Genomic DNA, 17,413 nt, shown 5'->3' with positions numbered 1-17,413 from the left:
TAGGCTGAAGGGGTGGGTGTTGTATCGGATGGACGTAAGGCTGCCAGGCTGCTGCGAAAGGCGCTCGACAACCGATCGGCGGTGCGCGAGGTGCGTCGCGAGCTCGCGACCCGCGGACCGGTGCCGCCGATGCGCTTCAAGGTCGCGGTGTACTTCGCCGACGGCGCCGTGAACATGTACCAGATGCGGCAGTGGTACAAGCCGCTCGCGCAGCTGGCGGAGCGCTGGCCGGTCGTCGTGCTCGCCCGCTCTGCCACGGGCGCCCGGCAGCTGGCGGCCGACGACGCGCTGCCGTTGGCGTTCGTGCCCACCGTCCGCGACGTGGAGCGCTTCATCGCCGCGCAGGACATCCGGGTCGTGCTGTACGTCAACCAGAACACCCGCAACTTCCAGATGTTCCGGTACGGCCGCCGGTGGCACGTGTTCATCAACCACGGCGAGTCCGACAAGATGTACATGACCACCAACCAGTTCAAGGCGTACGACTACGCCCTGGTGGCCGGTGACGCGGCCCGCGAGCGCCTCGCGCGGGTGCTGTGGGACTACGACCTCGAGCGGCGCACGATCGAGATCGGCAGGCCGCAGGCCGACCACTACTCCGGCACCCTTCCCTACACGCCCGACGGGCGCACCGTGGTGCTGTACGCACCCACCTGGGAAGGCGACCGGCCATCTGCGCATTACGGCTCGATCGCCACGCACGGCGAGGCGCTGACGCAGGCCGTGCTCGCGAGCCCTGACCACCGTCTGATCTACCGGCCGCACCCGCGATCGGGCGTCGTCGACGAGGCGTACGGCCAGGCCAACGCGCGCATCATCGCCGCCATCGCGGCGGCGAACGCCGCCGATCCCACCGCACAGCACGTTTTCGACGACGGCCCGGAACTCGGGTGGCAGCTGTCGGCCGCCGATGTCGCGGTCGTCGACATCTCGGCGATGGTCTACGACCGGCTGGCCGCCGACCGTCCGCTGCTCGTGACCCGCCCGGCCGACCCGCGAGCCAGCATCGACACGCACGGGTACCTGTCCGCCTGCGAGTGGCTGGATGCCGCGCACGCCGGGCAGATCCTGTCGGAGGCGGACCGCGTGCTCTCGGACGTCGAGGCGGCGGCCCGCCTCAAGGAGTGGGTGCGGCACTATTTCGGCGACACGTCTCCGGGAGCTGCGACCGCCCGGTTCCACGCCGCCATCGAGCACCTGATGCAGGAGTGGGATCGCTGGCAGAGCCTGACCGCCGGAGACCCGGTCGACGACGATCAGGACGATGCGGAACTCGACGACGCGGACTGAGCACCGGCCGATGGCGCGCCGGAGCCCGGCCGCGCGATCAGGCGCTCGATCGCGCGCAACGGGATGACGATCCAGGTGGGTCGCGAGCGGGACTCGTAGATGGCTTCGTACACCGCCTTGTCGAGCTCCAGGGCGTCCAGCAGAGGACCGTCGAGCGTCGCGCGGGCGCCGGCACGGTCTGCGTAACCGGAGAGGAAGCTGCGGCGAGCGGTCGCGGCCCACTCCCGAACGGTGTTCGACCGGTCGGGGTGATCGAGGCGCACCGATCCGGCGACGTAATCGAAGGATCGGAGCATGCCCGCCACGTCCCGCAGGGCGAGATCCGGCCGCACCCGCTCGGCCATCGGCCGCAGCGGCTCGCCCTCGAAATCCAGAAGGATCCAGCCCCGCCCCGGAACAAGGATCACCTGCCCCAGGTGATAGTCGCCGTGGATGCGCTGCAGGGCCGGCCAGTCGACGTCGAGAGCGCGATCATAGACGGCTTCGATGGCGCGTCGGGTCTGGCTGAGCTGCCCCACCTCGGCGATCGCGGTGGACAGCCGTCGCTGCCATGCCTCGCGCAGAGCGGCTCGGTCGACAGGCGCCGCCACCCGGGTGGGGAGCACATGGGCGAGCGAGTGGTGCACGTCCGCGGTGGCGGCGCCGAGGTCGAAGGCCCGTCCGGCGAAGTCGTCGCCGGTCGCCGCTGCACCCAGCGCGACGCGCCAGGCATCCTCGACACCGGGGAAGTACTGCTGGGCGAACGCCAGCGAGCCCGTGTCGGCGGGCTGTGTGGGAGTCGGGTCGGGCCACTCTCCGTCGAGCCAGCCGACGGCGCGCGGGACGTGGGGCGACCGCGCCTCGCTGAGGGCGACGTTCAGCTCGATGTCGGGGTTGGGGCCGTGATGCACCTGGCGGTACAGCTTGCAGATCACGGGCGGGATGTCGCCGGCGAACCGATAGGTGATGGAGGTGTTGGACTGTTCACCCGTGAGGACGCTCGACGTGTGCGCGGTGGCGGCCGCGGTGGCGTGCGCGGGCGACACGGTGTGCGCGGTCGCGGCGGTGCGTCGGCCGCGCGCCGCACCGCCGGCAGTGACCAGCGCCAACAGCGCCGTGGCGTAGGCAGGGTCATGCGGGCCGTCTATGAGCGTCGTACCGGGATCGGGGTGACCGATGATGTGCGGGCCGAGCCCCGACGGCACCGACGCGGTGGCTCGGGCGACGAACGGCACCTGATAGGTCACGGCGGGGAGCGTGCCGTCGTCGGCGACCAGCACCGTGCACACGCGCACTCCCGCCTCCGACGTCGGCACGTCCCAGGACGCGACGAACCGCAGGTGGGGCCTGCGGCCCTTGGCGGCATACCAGCGTTGACGAGGCATCCAGCCGGTCAGACACGCCAGCGTACTGTCCATGCCCGTGAGCGTATTGCCGCCGCCGCATGCTGTCGAGGCGGCGCCCGGACGGGGTCGACGGGCCGGCTGAGGCTCAGACGCCCTGCAGGGCGGCGATGATCGCCACCACCGCTGAGACGACCGCCAACGCGAGGGCGAGGCCGATCAGCACCGCGTGCACGGTGAAGAACCTCGTCCGCTTCCCGGACGCGTCCTTCGCACGCGGGTCCTTCGCCACGCGCCGGAAGAACGCCGGCCACACCACGACGTTGAAGAGGGCGTTGGCCAGGAGCAGGACGATGAGGAGGGATGCCACCGAACGAGCCTAACCGCGGGCTCCCTGTGACGATGCCGGGTGGCGCACCGCGCAGAGTTCGGCCGGCGCAGCCACGGCGGTCACCCGGGGGAGTGGGTCACTGCGCGTCGGGTGCGCCGTCGCCTTCTGCATCGGACGGTGTGATGCTCTTCTGCCTTCTCGGCGTCACGGCGCCGCCCACGCGCTTGGCGGCACGCTGCACCCCGTGCGCGGCGCCCATCCCGGCGGAGGCGATGGCGGTGCCTGCGCGGCGGACCCCGCGCACGGCGGTGCGCTCGAACCGGTCGGCGCCTTCTTTCGGCTCGAGTTCGCGTGGGTACTCCAGCGGCGGCGCGCCGAACCCGCGTCGGGCGTTCACCAGCACCCGCCGGCCGAGGATGTTGTTGCCCGCTCCGCCGACGGCGGCCCCGACACCGAAGGGCAGCGCCTTGCCGATGACCGACGCGCCGCCCTTGGCGGCGAACTGGCGCACGAACGAGGTCTTCAGTCTGTCCACGAGCGGCCCGACGGCGGCGCGGGGGAGTGTCTTGGTGACGAGCTCGCCCCAGTACTTGTCGCGAGTCACGCCCTTGCCTGCGACCTGGCCGGCCAGCTGGGAGACGAGGTCGACGCCCTCTTTGCCCATCATGAGGGTCAGCACCAGGGCGCGTGCGCGATCGGGGTTGTCGACAGGGATGCCGTGCAGCTCGGCCATCGACTGCGCGAACAGCGCGGTGGCCTCGAGGAACCCCGCGGTCTCGACCCCGCTGAGTGCGAGGGTGACGCCCGTGCCGATACCGGGGACGACGGCCGATGCGCCGACGGCCGCCCCGCTGCTGGTCACCGCGGTGAGGTAGCGGCGCTCGAGCATGCGCGCGATCTCGCTCGTGGTGGCATCCGGATGACGCAGGCGGATGCTGCGCAGGTGCGCGACCACCACGGGCCGCTGGATCGCCAGGGCGCGGTCGAGCATGCGCACCACGAGCGGATGCTCGACGGAACCGGCCGGCGGCAGGCCACCCGTCCACGGAGCATCGTCGGGGAGCGTGTGGATGCGGTGCACCTTGTCGGCCATGGCGCCGATACTATTCACGCCTCGCTGGGCGTGCGCTGGGGCGCCGATCAGACGTAGAGGTTGGCCCGCTCGAGGTCTTCGGCGAAGTCGACCTCCACGGCGTACAGGTCGGAGATGTCCAGCGGCTGCAGTCGCACGCCGTCCTCTGCAATCGCGAGCTCGAGACCGCGCTCGAAGTAGTCCTGGTCATCCACCCGCGACAGCTGGCGCATGAAGGCGCGCTTGTCGGCGGCGGAGACGTAGTTGATGCCGACGGCTTCGCCGATGCCCCCGGACACGGTCTTGGACAGCTCGGCGATGTAGCCGGCGGCATCCACCGTGTACTTCACCTCTTCGTCGCTGACCTTGGCGGTGTTGACGGTCACGAACGAGCGCTCGGCGTCGATGAGGGCGATCGCGCGGCCTAGCACCCGGGGGTCGAAGACGACATCGCCGTTCATCCACAGCACCCCGCTCTTGCCGGTGGCGGCCAGGGCACGCAGCAGCGACTTGGAGGTGTTGGTCTGGTCGTATCGGTCGTTGTAGACGTAGTCGGCCTCGGGGAAGGCTTCGACGATGGTCTCGGCGCGGTAGCCGACGACGGTCGTGATGCGGGCGGCCTTGCCGAACGCGGCACGGATGTTGTCGTGCTGCTGCTGCATGATGCTGCGGCCGTCGCTGAGCTCGGTGAGCGGCTTGGGCAGGCTGCGGCCGAGGCGCGAGCCCATCCCTGCTGCGAGGATGACGGTCTGAAGAGTCACGGGGTTTGCTCCTGAAGTCTGTGTTCACTATCGGTTCACCGAGAGGACACCCCTTTGTGCCTTCCCAATGGTAGCGAAGGCACCTGTGAAGGCACAGAAAGCGGCCGGTCCGTTGTCGTTTCGTGACAAAAGGTCCACAACATGACGCTGCGCGCGGTAGGCACTGGTCCTCGCGGATGTGCTTGATACCGTGGACGGGTGACAGCGTCGCTGCCCTTCCCCCATGACTCTGCTCCGGACGATGTGCCGGAGCAGTCCGGTGTGCAGCGCGCCCGGCCCAAGCCGGAGGCGAAGCCCCGGAAACCGCGCCCGGGCAAGGGCCCCCGCCCCGTGGACGCCGTGCCCTCGGCGACGCCCGTCGCGCTGCCCCCGCTCCCGCCGCTGCCCGCCGCGCAGGCTGCCGTGACACCCCCGCGTCCGCCGCTGCCCGCACGGGCCGTCACGCCGCCCCCGCTTCCGCCGCTGTCCGCCGCACAGGTCATCGCGCGGCCGACACTGCCACCGAAACCAGCCGAGCCGGCCGACGCCGTCGCCGCGCGCCTTGCGCAACGGCGCGAGGCCGTCGCCGCAGTGGTCACGCTGCCAGCGCCCGTCCCCGAGCCGATCCCGGCGCCGGAGCCGGAGCCCCTGCCGGAGCCCGAGCCACTGCCGGAGCCCGAGCCACTGCCGGAGCCGGAGCCCCTGCCGGAGCCCGAGCCACTGCCGGAGCCGGAGCCCCTGCCGGAGCCGGAGCCCGAGCCGCTTCCGGAGCCTGTTCCGGATACCCTGCCACCCGGCGCGCTCGAGACGGACGCTGCCGAACCCGGCTCGCAGGACCCGGTGGCGGTCGTCGTTTCGACGCTCGACGAGCAGGTGCTCACGCACGACGAGGCTGCGCGGCCCGCGCTGCAGCTGCGCGGGGTGACGAAGTTCTTCGGCGGCACGGCGGCCGTCGACGGGATCGACCTGACCGTCCCCGCCGGATCGTTCTACGGACTGGTCGGACCCAACGGTGCGGGCAAGACCACGACGCTGTCGATGATCGCCGGGCTGTTGCGGCCCGACCGGGGCAGCATCCGCGTCAACGACATCGACGCTGCGGCGCGTCCCGCTGAAGCCAAGCGGCTGATGGGCGTGCTGCCCGACCGGCTGCGCACGTTCGACCGGCTCACCGGTCGGCAGCTCCTGCACTACTACGGGCTGCTGCGCGGGCTTGCCGCGCCCGTCGCCGACAGCCGCGCCGCCGACCTCGCGAGGGCGTTCGACCTCACCGACGCGCTCTCGCGTCCGGTCTCGGACTACTCCGGCGGCATGACGAAGAAGATCATGCTCGCGGGCGCCATGATCCACTCGCCTCGCGTGCTGGTACTCGATGAGCCGTTCGAGGCGGTCGACCCCGTGTCGAGTGCGGTCATCCTCGACATCCTCGGGGCGTACGTCGAGCACGGCGGCACCGTGATCCTCTCGAGTCACGGCATGGAGCTCGTCGAGCGCGTCTGCTCGCGGGTGGCCGTCATCGTGTCCGGCCAGGTGCTGGCGGAGGGCACGGTCGAAGAGGTGCGGGGCGAGCTGACCCTCGAGCAGCGCTTCGTCGAACTCGCCGGCGGCCTGGGTGACGTGGAGGGCCTGGAGTGGCTGCACACGTTCTCCGGCTGAGGCTCGCACTGCTCACAGCCGCGCTGCGCGGTGAGGCCGCGCACGTCACGCGGACCGTGGCGGGGCTGGCCGTCGTCGCGGGCGCCGTGGCGCTGGCATGCTGGGCGCTGCTGACCCTCGACGACGCCCCGGATCGGGTCGTGCAGACGATCACCGTGCTCGGCGGGTCCGCCGTGACGCTCGCCTTCGTCGTGGCGCCGCTGGTCACCGGCATCGAGGATCCGCTCGATCCGCGGCGGTTCGCCGTTCTGGGGGTGGCGCCCGCGCCGCTGGCCGGCATGGTCTCCGTCGCCGGCTTCCTGAGCCTGCCCGTGCTCGCACTGGTCCCGCTGGGGGCGTGCCTGGTCGTCGTCTGGACTTCGCACGGCGTGCCGTGGCCGCTGGCGGTGCTCTCGGTCGTGCTGGCCGTCGCGACCTGCGTGCTGCTGGCTCGCGTCGGCTTCGCCGTGGCCGCCCTGGTGCTGAACGAGCGACGGTCCCGTGAGCTGGCCGGCATCTTCCTGCTCGCGGTGCTGGTTGTCGTCGTTCCGGTGGGCGTCTTCCTCGCGTCTCTCGAGTGGCGCGGCCGCGTGCCCGCCCAGCTCGCCGATGTCGCCGACATCCTGGCGCTCACGCCGCTCGGCGCCGCCCTGGGCACCGCCGGCGTCGCTGCCGTCGACCCCGGCGCGGTCTGGGGGCCGCTGGTCGTGGCGGTCCTGACGCTCCTCGTGCTCGCCGGCCTCTGGGTGCTGCTGGTGCACCACATGCTGACCACCACCCCTCGCCCCGTCGCGGTGCGCGAGCGCGGCGGCCTCGGCTGGTTCACGGTCACCCGGGGCACGCCGGCCGGCGCGATCGCCGCCCGCAGCCTCGTGTACTGGATGCGCGACCGGCGGTACCTCGTCAACATCGCCGTCATCCCGGTCGCCGCCGCGCTGACGATCCTGCCGCTGATGGTCGTCGGGGTGCCGGCATCGGTCATCGCCCTCGTCCCGGTGCCGCTCATGGCCCTCTTCCTCGGCTGGTTGCCGCACAACGACCTCGCATACGACTCCACGGCCATCTGGATGCACATCGCGGGCGCCGTCGACGGCGTCGCCGACCGCGTCGGCCGCCTGGTCCCCGTGCTGCTCTTCGGCGTTCCCCTGCTGGCGGTGACGGTGCCCCTGGCGATCTGGGTGCACGGCGACTGGAACACGCTGCCCGCCCTCATCGGCGTGTGCACGGCCCTGTTCCTGTCGGGACTGGGGCTCTCGAGCATCGCCTCGGCCCTGTCGCCCTACCCGGTGACGCGGCCGGGGGACAGCCCGTTCCAGCAGCCGCAGCGCACGGGAGGCGCGGCAGCGCAGGCGCTCGTGCTCATCGGTGCGTTGGTGGCCGCCGTGCCGGCGCTGTGGTGGGGATGGCTCGCGCTGACCTCCGACCCTGGCGACACGTGGATCTCGCTCTGGGCGGGAGTCGTCGCCGGTGTCGCGGTGCTCCTGGCCGGGGTGTTCGTCGGCGGCCGGGTGTTCGAGAGGGCGAGTGGTCGGCTCATGGAGTTCGCCGAAGCGACATGACCGGCCATCACCGTGGATGCCCCGGTTAGAATGACTCACCATGAGCACGCCGATCGACAGCCCCGACCAGGGGGGTCTTACGACCCTCGACCGCGAGCTCGAGGAGCTCATCCGCGAGGAGAACATCGAGCCGGGTGACCATGAGCGGTTCTCGCACTACGTCAAGAAGGACAAGATCCTCGAATCCGCCATCACCGGAAAGCCGGTGCGGGCGCTCTGCGGCAAGAAGTGGACGCCGGGCCGTGACCCGGAGAAGTTCCCGGTCTGCCCCCAGTGCAAAGAGATCTACGAGTCGCTGAACACCTGATCCGCTCGCGCGGGCGGTTCAGGCCACGTCGATGAAGCGCGTGGGCAGCGCGGGCTCCGACCGGCTGAGGGCCAGCGCCCGCACCGGCAACTCCTCGCGCACCCGCAGATGGTGTGCGCGCGCGGCGGCAACGCCCTCGCTGCCGAGGTGCGCGGCATCCGCCACGCCCTCGTCGACGAGCGTCACGTGCAGCGCCCGCGCCTCGGGGTGGTCGGCGGCGGTCGGCACGGACTCGAACCCGTCGGCCACCGCGATCAGCTCGCTCGTCGCGACGCCCTGCTCGAGCGTGCGGAACGCGGCCTTCCGCCCGCCCTTGGAGGCCTTATCGGTGGACGTCTTCTGCACGGCCACCCACGATCCCGCGTCGTCCTGACGGGCGACGAGCTTGTAGACCATGCCCGCGGTCGGTGCACCCGAGCCGGTCACGACAGACGTGCCGACCCCGTAGGAATCCACCGGGGATGCCGCGAGAGCGGCGATCGCGAACTCGTCGAGGTCGCTGGTCACCGTGATCTTGGTTCCGGTCGCGCCGAGCGCATCGAGCTGGCGGCGCACCTCGGCGGCCACCGTCGGCAGGTCGCCGGAGTCGATGCGCACGCCGCCGAGCCCGGTGCCGGCGACCCTGATCGCCGTCTCGACGCCCTGGCGGATGTCGTAGGTGTCCACGAGCAGGGTCGTGTCGACCCCCAGTGCCGCGATCTGCGAGCGGAACGCCTCTTCCTCGGTGTCGTGGAGCAGGGTCCACGCGTGCGCGGCGGTGCCCATGGTGGGGATGCCCCACGAGCGCCCCGCCTCGAGGTTGCTGGTCGCGCCGAAGCCCGCGATGTAGGCCGCGCGGGCGGCGGCGACGGCGGAGTGCTCGTCGGCGCGGCGCGATCCCATCTCGGCGAGGGGCCGGTCGCCGGCGGCGATGCTCATGCGGGCGGCGGCGTTCGCGACGGCGGAATCATGATTGAGCACGCTCAGGGCGATGGTCTCCAGCACCACGGCCTCGGCGAAGGTGCCCTCGACCGTCAGCACCGGGGAGCCCGGGAAGTACAGCTCGCCCTCGCGGTACCCGGTGATGGTTCCGGTGAACCGGTAGCCCTCCAGGAACGCGACGGTCTTGGCATCCACCACCTTGTTGTCGCGCAGGTAGCGCAGTTCGCCCTCGCCGAAGTGGAAGTTCTCCAGATGCTGCAGCAGCCGGCCGGTGCCTGCGACGACCCCGAAGCGGCGGGCGCCCGGCAGTCGCCTGCCGAACAGCTCGAACACGCAGCGGCGCTGCGCGGACCCGTCATGCAGCGCCGCGTCGAGCATGGTCAGCTCGTACCGGTCGGTGAACAGAGCGGTGCTCGACCCGGGGGCGGGCCGGTCGGACGCGGCGGTCATGCGGGCCAGCCTATCGAGCCGCTCGCGTAGGCTGGGACCGTGAACGACGCCCCCATCGGAATCTTCGACTCCGGCGTCGGCGGGCTCACGGTGGCCCGCGCCGTCTCGGCGCTGCTGCCCCGCGAGTCGATCCTGTACCTCGGCGACACCGCACACTCGCCGTATGGTCCGAAGCCCATCGCCGACGTCCGCCGCTACTCGCTCGAGGTGCTGGACACCCTGGTCGACGAGGGGGTGAAGATGCTCGTGATCGCGTGCAACACCGCCTCGTCCGCGATGCTGCGCGACGCGCGGGAGCGTTATGACGTTCCGGTGGTCGAGGTGATCGGCCCGGCGGTGCGCACCGCCATGTCGACGACCCGCAACGGCCGCGTGGGCGTCATCGGCACGGAGGGGACCATCGGGTCCCGCGCCTACCAGGACATGCTCGAGGTCAACGAGAGGCTCACCGTGTCGGCGCAGGCCTGCCCGCGCTTCGTCGAGTTCGTGGAGGCCGGGGTCACCGACTCGCCGGAGGTGCTCGCCGTGGCCGAGGAGTACCTCGCGCCGCTTCGCCATGCCGACGTCGACACCCTCGTGCTCGGCTGCACGCACTATCCGTTCCTCGAGGGTGCGATCAGCTACGTGATGGGACCGGACGTGTCGCTCGTGTCCAGCGACACCGAGACCGCCAAGGACGTCTACCGCCAGCTCGTCTCGCGGGACCTGCTCGCAGGTCCCGGCGCGACGGCCCGCCACGACTACCAGGCCACCGGCACCTCCGCCGATGACTTCCTCGACCTCGCCCACCGACTGATGGGGCGCGGGATCAGCACCGTGCGCCTCGTGCAGACCGGCGCGATCACCCTGCCCCGCTGAACACCCGGAGAGACATGACCGACATCACCCGTGCCGACGGACGCACCGTCGACCAGCTGCGCCCCGTCACCATCGAACGGGGCTGGAGCGCCCACGCCGAGGGCTCGGCCCTGGTCTCCTTCGGCGGCACCAAGGTGCTGTGCACCGCGTCGTTCACCAACGGCGTGCCGCGCTGGCTGACCGGCAAGGGCAAGGGGTGGGTCACCGCGGAGTACGCGATGCTGCCGCGGGCGACGAACTCCCGCAACGACCGCGAGTCCATCAAGGGGCGCGTCGGCGGCCGCACGCACGAGATCTCGCGGCTCATCGGCCGTGCGCTGCGCTCGGTGGTCGACACGAAGGCCCTCGGTGAGAACACGATCGTCATCGACTGCGACGTGCTTCAGGCCGACGGCGGCACCCGCACGGCGGCGATCACCGGCGCCTACGTCGCGCTGGCGGATGCCATCGAGTGGGGCCGCGCGAAGAAGTTCATCGCGCAGCGTTCGCAGGTGCTGATCGACTCGGTCGCGGCGGTGTCGGTGGGCATCATCGACGGTGAGCCCATGCTCGATCTCGCCTACGTCGAGGACGTGCGCGCCGAGACCGACATGAACGTCGTCGTCACCGGGCGGGGCCTGTTCGTCGAGGTGCAGGGCACCGCCGAGGGCGCGCCGTTCGACAAGCGGGAACTCGACGCGCTGCTGGACCTCGGCGTCGCCGGCTGCGCACAGCTGCGCGACATTCAGGCTGCGGTCCTCGCGGAGGGCGCGCAGTGACCGGCCGCGTGGTGCTGGCCACCCACAACGCGCACAAGGTCGAGGAATTCCAGTCGATCGTGCTCGCCACCCGGCCCGACCTCGAGGTCGTCGGCTACGACGGTCCCGAGCCGGTTGAAGACGGGGTGACCTTCGCCGAGAACGCGCTGATCAAGGCGCGGGCCGCCGCAGCGCACACGGGGCTTCCCGCCCTCGCCGACGACTCCGGCCTGTGCGTCGACGTGATGGGCGGCTCGCCCGGCGTCTTCTCCGCCTACTGGGCGGGACACGCGAAGGATGCCACGGCGAACCTCGAGCTGCTGCTCGACCAGCTGAGCGACATCGCCGATCCCCGCCGCACGGCACGGTTCGTCTCCACGATCGCGCTCGTCGTGCCCGGCGGCGCCGAGCACGTCGTGGAGGGCACCTGGCCGGGGCGCCTGGCGACCGCGCCGGCGGGGGAGGGCGGCTTCGGCTACGACCCGGTCTTCATCCCGGACGGGCAGCCTGCGGGCGCCGAGCGCACGGTCGGCGAGTGGGAGGCGGGCGAGAAGAACGCGGCATCCCACCGTGCCCGCGCGTTCGCCGCCCTCGCGCCGCTACTGGCCGATCTCTGACGGTGAGAATCACGATCATTCCCGACTAGGCCCGAGGCCGCGCGCCGTCCGGCGGGGCGACGTAGCGTGGGAACATGCATGACCATGCGCCCGCTCGCGGCATCCGCGGCGCCGACAACCGGCGCCTGCTGGCGCTGTCGCTGACGATCACCTCGGTGGTGCTCGTCGTGCAGGTCGTGGGTGCGCTGCTGTCGGGGTCGCTGGCCCTGCTCGCCGACGCCGGACACATGTTCACCGACGCGGCGGCTCTCGTCATCGCGCTCGTCGCGAGCACCGTCGCCGCCCGCCCGGCCGACGACCGGGCGACGTTCGGGTATCAGCGTGCGGAGGTGTTCGGCGCGCTCGCCAACGCCGTGATCCTGCTGGTGCTCGCGGGATGGATCGTCGTCGAAGCCGTGGGACGTCTGGCGCGGCCCGGGCCGGCAGAAGTGGCGGGCGGGCTCATGCTGGCGGTCGCGGTGCTCGGGCTCGTCGCCAATAGTGTGGCGCTGTGGCTGCTCGGGGCGGCGCAGAAGCGCAGCATCAACATGCGGGGGGCCTACCTGGAGGTGCTCGGAGACCTGCTCGGCTCCGCGGCCGTGATCGTGGCCGCCGTGGTGATCCTGCTGACCGGGTGGACCCAGGCGGATGCCGTGGTGTCGCTGCTCATCGCGGCGATGATCGTGCCACGCGCGGTGTCACTGCTGCGCGAGGTCGCCTCGGTGCTTGGCGAGACCGCCCCGCAGGGCACCCAGGTGGCGCAGATCCGCCGCCACATCGTCGCGACGCCCGGCGTCGTCGATGTTCACGACGTGCACGTGTGGCAGTTGACGCGGGGGGCGCCGGTGTTCACCGCGCACGTCGTCGTCGACGCGGCATGCCTCGCGGACGGGCGCGCCACCGGCATCCTCACGGATTTGCAGACCTGCCTCGCGGATCACTTCGATGTCGCCCACTCGACCTTCCAGCTGGAGCCGGCGGGACACATCGAGCGCGACGCGCACGCGTGACGGGGCGGTCACCCCTCGCGCGTGACCTCGGACGGTGACTTGTCGGGCCGCAGGCCCCGCCAGCGGGCGTGCCGCAGCGTGCCGCCGGGGGTGAACTCGGCGAACTCGACCTCTCCGACGACGTCGGGACGCACCCAGAGGGCGTCGGAGGCATCGGCGCGGGGGATGCCGATGAACGGGTTCTCGTCGGTGCGCAGCGGTGTGAGCGTCTCCGTGAGGCGCGCGAGCGTGCGGTCACTGAATCCCGACCCGACGCGGCCCACGTATCGCAGCCCCTCTCCGTCGGGGATGCCGAGGAGCAGCGACCCGATCGATCCGTGCCGCCCGCCCTTGCCGGGTCGGATGGCGCCGATGACGACCTCCTGCGTGCTCGTGAGCTTCACCTTGAGCCACTGCTCGGTGCGCTGGCCGCGGCGGTAGATGGATTGCGGGTTCTTCAGGACGACCCCCTCGAGGCGATGCCGGCGCGCCGTGGTGAGTGCTGTGTCGAGATCGTCGAACACCGGGGGGATGTCGATGCGCGGTGGCGCGGTGGGCAGCTCCTCGAGCAGCCGGCGGCGCTCGGCGAGCGGCAGGTGCGCGATGTCGGCGCCGTCGAGGGCGATCACGTCGAACAGGTACCAGGCGGTCGGCGTGCGCTGTGCTTCGCGCGCGATGTCGCGGGAGCCGGTGAGGTGCATGCGGTTCTGCAGCAGGCTGAAGCTCGGCCGCCCGGTGTCGTCGAGGGCGACGATCTCGCCGTCGACGGTGATCGGGGTGTCGCCGAAGACCGCCGCGGCCTCGGCCGTGAGCTCGGGGTAGCGGGCGGTGATGTCGGTGCCGTTGCGGCCGCGCAGCTGCAGCTCGGAGCCGTCCCAGATGCCGAGTGCCCGGATGCCGTCCCACTTCAGCTCTGCCCAGGCGCGGTCTCCCCAGGTGCGGGCGGCGTCGTGCGCGCGAGCCGGCGTCGCGGACGTGGCCAGCATGGGGCGCGCGTCCGACGGGTCGCTTCCCGGCCGCTGCGGAGTGTTCCTCGTTTCCGCATGTGAGTTCCCGCTCACACGGGCGTCCGGGGCCGGGGCCGGGGCCGGGTCCGGGGCCGAGTCCGCGGCCTGCGACGAGGCCGAGGTCGAGGCTGTATCGGAGGGGGCCCGGCGCGGGGCACCGAGGCGGCTGTGTGAACCGGAACTCACATGCGAAATCGAGGGACCGTCCGCAGAATCGCGCGGCGGAGCGGCATCCCCTTTCATGCGGTGCAGGAGCCACGTCGACTTCTCGCCGGCGCCGTCGGTGCGGATGAGAGCGAGGCGCACATCTCCCAGCCGACCTCCGGGGCGGCCGTGCGCGGTGAAGATGACCTCGTCGTCGCGCCATTTCTCCAGGTCGTAGACACCCGCATCCCAGATGGTCATCGTGCCGGCGCCATACTCCCCGCGCGGGATCTCGCCCTCGAAGGTCGCGTATTCGAGGGGGTGGTCCTCCGTCATGACGGCGAGGTGGTTGCGCGAGGGAGTCTCGGGCACGCCCTTGGGCACGGCCCAGCTGACCAGCACGCCGTCGCGCTCCAGCCGCAGGTCCCAGTGCAGGCGCGAGGCGTGGTGCTCCTGGATGACGAACCGGGGGAGTCCGGATGCCGCGCGCCCGCCCAGCGCATTGCCCGGCACCGGCTCGGGCGTCACACCAGCCGTGCGCTTGGCGATGTAAGCGGCCAGGGGGCCGTCGGACGACGCGCGCCCGTCGGCGTGGAATCCCAGCGGCGCAAGCGGGTCGCCAATCGTCGAGGCCCGCGCCAGCACCTCGCCGAAGAGCAGATGCCGCAGGTCGGGGTCATCGAGCTCCTCCCACGTGCGCGGCGCCGCCACCATCGGCTGCTCACGCCCGCGCAACGAATACGGGGCGATCGTGGTCTTCGCGCCGTTGTTCTGGCTCCAGTCGATGAGCACCTTGCCGGGGCGTTGCGCCTTCGCCATCTGGCTGACCACGAGATCGGGCTGATCCGCCTCGACGGCTCGTGCCAGTTCCCGCGCCACCGAGGCGATCTGCTCGCTGGACTGCGTGCCCGGCAGCGCTGCGTACAGGTGGATGCCTTTGCTGCCGCTCGTGACCGGATACGGCTCCAGTCCCATACCGGTGAGGATCTCCCGCAGCGTGCGCGCCACCTCGGCGCACTCCGCCAGACCAGCGCCAGGGCCGGGGTCGAGATCCAGCACCAGACGGTCGGGATTCCCGCGCTCGCCGTCCGGCCCGAACCGCCACTGCGGTACGTGCAGCTCGAGGCTCGCCACCTGCGCGAGGTAGACCAGCGTCGGGCGATCGCCGACCAACGGGTAGTCCTTGGCGCCCGTGGAATGGTCGATCGGCATCCGCCTGACCCAGTCCGGGGCGCCGCGCTCGAGGTCCTTCGCGAAGAACGACGGGGCATCGACGCCTTCGGGCCAGCGCTTGCGGGTGACGGGGCGGCCCGCCACGTGCGGGATCATCAGGGGCGCGATGCGCGTGACGTAGTCGATGACCTCGCCCTTGGTGGTGCCCGTGGCCGGGTACAGCACCTTGTCGAGGTTCGTCACCCGCAGCCGGCGACCGTCGATGCGGATCAGCTGCCCCTCACCTGCCATGTCAGCAGGTTAGTGCGCAACCTATAGGCGTGACGGATGCGACGGGTGTTCACTGTGAGCATGAGGGCTATCTGGAAAGGCGCGCTGACTTTCGGGCTCGTGAACGTGCCGGTGAAGGTCTATTCCGCCACCGAGGACCACGACGTGCCGCTGCATCAGGTGCACAACGCCGACGGCGGGCGTATCCGGTACCAGCGCAAGTGCGAGATCTGCGGCGAGGTCGTGGCCTATGCCGACATCGACAAGGCCTACGACGACGGCGAGCAGACGGTCGTGCTCACCGCCGATGACATCGCATCGCTGCCCTCCGAGCGCAGCCGCGAGATCGACGTGGTGGAGTTCGTCCCGAGCGACCAGATCGACCTGCTCACCCTCGACAAGGCGTACTACCTCGAACCCGACTCCGCCTCGCCCAAGGCCTACGTGCTGCTGCGGAAGACCCTCGAGCAGACCGACCGCACCGCGATCGTGCGCTTCGCGCTGCGGCAGAAGACCCGCCTGGCGGCCCTGCGGGTGCGAGGCGACGTGCTCGTGCTGCAGACGCTGCTGTGGGCCGATGAAGTACGCGAAGCTAGCTTCCCCGCGCTGGATGAGTCCGTGCGCATCTCGGCGAAGGAGCTGGAGCTGTCGGCCAGCCTCGTCGAGAGCTTCGCCAGTGACTTCGAGCCGGAGGACTTCTCCGACGAGTACCAGCAGGAGCTGCGCACCCTCATCGAGGCGAAGCTCGAGAAGGGTGACGCTCTCGACACCTCGGAGACGTTCGGCGAGGTGGAGGAGTCCGACACCGGCGGCGAGGTCATCGACCTGATGGCGGCCCTGCGCGCGAGCGTGGAGCGCTCGCGGGCGGCACGGGGCGGCTCGGGGAGCGCCGACGCCGACGCCGCGGCGCCTGAGAAGTCCGACGACGCGCCGGCTGCCAAGAAGGCGCCCGCCAAGAAGGCAACCGCGAAGAAGGCGCCCGCCAAGGCGGCGGCCTCACAGAGCGCACCCGCGAAGAAAGCGCCCGCGAAGAAGGCACCGGCGAAGAAGAAGGCCAGTTAGCTGCGCGCCGCCGAGGGACCTTCGGGGTCGTCGTCGATGTCGTTCTGGAACGTGTCCTGGTCCAGGACCAGCTCCTCGGCCTCGGCGGCATCCGTCACGCCGTCGTCGCCGGCGGCCTTCTCCTGCGCGACCTTGCGGCGCTCGGCGAAGTAGTGCCAGATGATGAAGACCATGGTGCCCGCCACCGCGACGAGCAGGATCACGTCGATGTACTCCGACACGAAGTCGCCGACGAAGGGGATGAACCCGATGCCGTAGCCGATCATCGTCAGTCCGAAGCCCCACAGGATCGCGCCGATGAGGTTGTACAGCGAATAGCGGCGCCAGGGCATGTGCCCGACGCCCGCAGCGACCGGGGCGAAGGTGCGCACGATGGGAACGAAGCGGGCGAGGATGATCGTCAGTCCGCCGTAGCGCTCGAAGAACGCGTTGGTGCGCTCGACGTTGCGGCGGCTGAAGACGCCCGATTCCTTGCGCTCGAACACCGCCGGCCCGCCCTTGTGGCCGATGAAGTACCCGGCCTCACCGCCGACGAAGGCGGAGAGCCCGATGAGCAGGGCCACCCACCACGGGCTGATGCCGAAGACGCCGTCGGGCGCGATCTCCGTCGAGTGGGACAGCAGGCCCGCCATGATGAGCAGCGTGTCGCCGGGCAGCAGGAAGCCGACGAGCAACCCGGTCTCTGCGAAGACGATGAAGCACACCACCAGCAGCGCCCACGGCTGCGAGTTCGTGATGATCGTGGCGGGGTCCAGCCACGGGATCAGCGCGGTCGGTGCGTGCAGTGCGGTCTCGAGCACAGGGGTCCCGTCGGTCGGATATCGGCGGTGTCAGCGGTGGATGCCGCAGCATCCACCCGTGCGGAAGGTGGGACTTGAACCCACACGCCCGAAGGCACAGGAACCTAAATCCTGCGTGTCTGCCAATTCCACCACTCCCGCGGGTCGCCC

At 71.1% G+C, this 17,413-nt stretch carries 16 protein-coding genes and 1 tRNA gene; 9 read left to right on the top strand and 8 right to left on the bottom strand.

Going from position 1 to position 17,413, the window contains the following annotated elements; translation table 11 throughout:
- The first annotated feature begins 12 nt into the window (after nucleotides 1-12).
- On the top strand, nucleotides 13-1,290 hold the full coding sequence (locus QNO14_RS08455) for a CDP-glycerol glycerophosphotransferase family protein (RefSeq protein ID WP_257493174.1): 1,278 nt from the start codon (nucleotides 13-15) through the stop codon (nucleotides 1,288-1,290).
- Here QNO14_RS08455 and QNO14_RS08450 read toward each other — a convergent pair.
- From QNO14_RS08450 to QNO14_RS08435, 4 genes are all read right to left on the bottom strand, one after another.
- Complete coding sequence (locus QNO14_RS08450) at nucleotides 1,257-2,687, bottom strand: maltokinase N-terminal cap-like domain-containing protein (RefSeq protein WP_257506297.1); 1,431 nt, start codon at nucleotides 2,685-2,687, stop codon at nucleotides 1,257-1,259. The two genes, QNO14_RS08455 and QNO14_RS08450, sit on opposite strands and share 34 nt — an antisense overlap.
- A gap of 73 nt (nucleotides 2,688-2,760) precedes the next feature.
- The gene (locus QNO14_RS08445) at nucleotides 2,761-2,982 is read right to left on the bottom strand and encodes an SCO4848 family membrane protein (protein WP_257493176.1); all 222 of its coding nucleotides are present in this window, start codon (nucleotides 2,980-2,982) and stop codon (nucleotides 2,761-2,763) included.
- Nucleotides 2,983-3,079: 97 nt separating this feature from the next.
- On the bottom strand, nucleotides 3,080-4,036 hold the full coding sequence (locus QNO14_RS08440; RefSeq protein ID WP_257506296.1) for a hypothetical protein: 957 nt from the start codon (nucleotides 4,034-4,036) through the stop codon (nucleotides 3,080-3,082).
- A 47-nt stretch (nucleotides 4,037-4,083) separates the two neighbouring features.
- Nucleotides 4,084-4,776, bottom strand: a complete 693-nt coding sequence (locus QNO14_RS08435) for a phosphocholine cytidylyltransferase family protein (protein ID WP_257493178.1) — start codon at nucleotides 4,774-4,776, stop codon at nucleotides 4,084-4,086.
- Between the two features lie 198 nt (nucleotides 4,777-4,974).
- Here QNO14_RS08435 and QNO14_RS15330 point away from each other — a divergent pair, with 198 nt between their 5' ends.
- The 3 genes from QNO14_RS15330 to QNO14_RS08420 are packed head-to-tail and all read left to right on the top strand — an operon-like array spanning nucleotide 4,975 to nucleotide 8,256.
- Entirely contained in the window at nucleotides 4,975-6,411 is a 1,437-nt protein-coding gene (locus QNO14_RS15330) for an ABC transporter ATP-binding protein (protein ID WP_308211023.1), read from the top strand.
- Nucleotides 6,387-7,949, top strand: a complete 1,563-nt coding sequence (locus QNO14_RS08425) for a hypothetical protein (RefSeq protein WP_257506295.1) — start codon at nucleotides 6,387-6,389, stop codon at nucleotides 7,947-7,949. The genes QNO14_RS15330 and QNO14_RS08425 overlap by 25 nt, the downstream gene beginning before the upstream one ends.
- 40 nt (nucleotides 7,950-7,989) lie before the next feature.
- On the top strand, nucleotides 7,990-8,256 hold the full coding sequence (locus QNO14_RS08420) for a DUF3039 domain-containing protein (RefSeq protein WP_257493181.1): 267 nt from the start codon (nucleotides 7,990-7,992) through the stop codon (nucleotides 8,254-8,256).
- 18 nt (nucleotides 8,257-8,274) lie between these two features.
- Here QNO14_RS08420 and QNO14_RS08415 read toward each other — a convergent pair whose 3' ends face one another.
- Nucleotides 8,275-9,627, bottom strand: a complete 1,353-nt coding sequence (locus QNO14_RS08415) for a nicotinate phosphoribosyltransferase (protein ID WP_257506294.1) — start codon at nucleotides 9,625-9,627, stop codon at nucleotides 8,275-8,277.
- A 39-nt stretch (nucleotides 9,628-9,666) separates the two neighbouring features.
- Here QNO14_RS08415 and murI point away from each other — a divergent pair, with 39 nt between their 5' ends.
- The 4 genes from murI (at nucleotide 9,667) to QNO14_RS08395 (ending at nucleotide 12,828) form a co-directional block, all read left to right on the top strand.
- Entirely contained in the window at nucleotides 9,667-10,485 is an 819-nt protein-coding gene (gene murI, locus QNO14_RS08410; RefSeq protein ID WP_257493184.1) for a glutamate racemase, read from the top strand.
- A 14-nt stretch (nucleotides 10,486-10,499) separates the two neighbouring features.
- On the top strand, nucleotides 10,500-11,243 hold the full coding sequence (rph, locus tag QNO14_RS08405; RefSeq protein ID WP_257506293.1) for a ribonuclease PH: 744 nt from the start codon (nucleotides 10,500-10,502) through the stop codon (nucleotides 11,241-11,243).
- Entirely contained in the window at nucleotides 11,240-11,839 is a 600-nt protein-coding gene (gene rdgB / locus QNO14_RS08400) for an RdgB/HAM1 family non-canonical purine NTP pyrophosphatase (protein WP_257493186.1), read from the top strand. Before rph ends, rdgB begins: the two co-directional genes overlap by 4 nt.
- Nucleotides 11,840-11,913: 74 nt before the next feature.
- Nucleotides 11,914-12,828 carry a cation diffusion facilitator family transporter gene (locus QNO14_RS08395; RefSeq protein WP_257506292.1) on the top strand — a complete coding sequence of 305 codons (915 nt, stop codon included), beginning with the start codon at nucleotides 11,914-11,916 and terminating at the stop codon, nucleotides 12,826-12,828.
- Between the two features lie 8 nt (nucleotides 12,829-12,836).
- Here the strand turns inward: QNO14_RS08395 and QNO14_RS08390 are convergent, their stop codons facing one another.
- Nucleotides 12,837-15,422: an ATP-dependent DNA ligase gene (locus QNO14_RS08390; protein WP_257506291.1), complete on the bottom strand. Its 2,586-nt coding sequence runs from the start codon at nucleotides 15,420-15,422 to the stop codon at nucleotides 12,837-12,839.
- A gap of 60 nt (nucleotides 15,423-15,482) precedes the next feature.
- On the opposite strand from QNO14_RS08390, the gene ku reads away from it, so the two are divergent.
- On the top strand, nucleotides 15,483-16,463 hold the full coding sequence (gene ku, locus QNO14_RS08385) for a non-homologous end joining protein Ku (protein WP_257506290.1): 981 nt from the start codon (nucleotides 15,483-15,485) through the stop codon (nucleotides 16,461-16,463).
- On the opposite strand, the gene QNO14_RS08380 is transcribed toward ku, so the two are convergent.
- Nucleotides 16,460-17,263 carry a DedA family protein gene (locus tag QNO14_RS08380; RefSeq protein WP_374113970.1) on the bottom strand — a complete coding sequence of 268 codons (804 nt, stop codon included), beginning with the start codon at nucleotides 17,261-17,263 and terminating at the stop codon, nucleotides 16,460-16,462. The two genes, ku and QNO14_RS08380, sit on opposite strands and share 4 nt — an antisense overlap.
- Before the next feature lie 59 nt (nucleotides 17,264-17,322).
- A tRNA-Leu gene (locus QNO14_RS08375) sits at nucleotides 17,323-17,404 on the bottom strand.
- Nucleotides 17,405-17,413: the final 9 nt, after the last annotated feature.

Origin of the sequence: Microbacterium sp. zg-Y625 (assembly GCF_030246925.1) — a bacterium.
In the GTDB taxonomy this organism is placed as follows: Bacteria; Actinomycetota; Actinomycetes; order Actinomycetales; family Microbacteriaceae; genus Microbacterium; species Microbacterium jiangjiandongii.
This window is presented reverse-complemented; position numbering and strand designations above follow the sequence as displayed.

Bases quoted from the DNA above. Each gene is read 5' to 3' on its own strand.
- QNO14_RS08420 (WP_257493181.1), top strand. From the start codon at position 7,990: ATGAGCACGCCGATCGACAGCCCCGACCAGGGGGGTCTTACGACCCTC.
- rph (WP_257506293.1), top strand. From the start codon at position 10,500: ATGACCGACATCACCCGTGCCGACGGACGCACCGTCGACCAGCTGCGC.
- QNO14_RS08390 (WP_257506291.1), bottom strand. From the start codon at position 15,422: ATGGCAGGTGAGGGGCAGCTGATCCGCATCGACGGTCGCCGGCTGCGG.
- QNO14_RS08395 (WP_257506292.1), top strand. From the start codon at position 11,914: ATGCATGACCATGCGCCCGCTCGCGGCATCCGCGGCGCCGACAACCGG.
- QNO14_RS08450 (WP_257506297.1), bottom strand. From the start codon at position 2,687: ATGGACAGTACGCTGGCGTGTCTGACCGGCTGGATGCCTCGTCAACGC.
- QNO14_RS08415 (WP_257506294.1), bottom strand. From the start codon at position 9,627: ATGACCGCCGCGTCCGACCGGCCCGCCCCCGGGTCGAGCACCGCTCTG.
- ku (WP_257506290.1), top strand. From the start codon at position 15,483: ATGAGGGCTATCTGGAAAGGCGCGCTGACTTTCGGGCTCGTGAACGTG.
- QNO14_RS08440 (WP_257506296.1), bottom strand. From the start codon at position 4,036: ATGGCCGACAAGGTGCACCGCATCCACACGCTCCCCGACGATGCTCCG.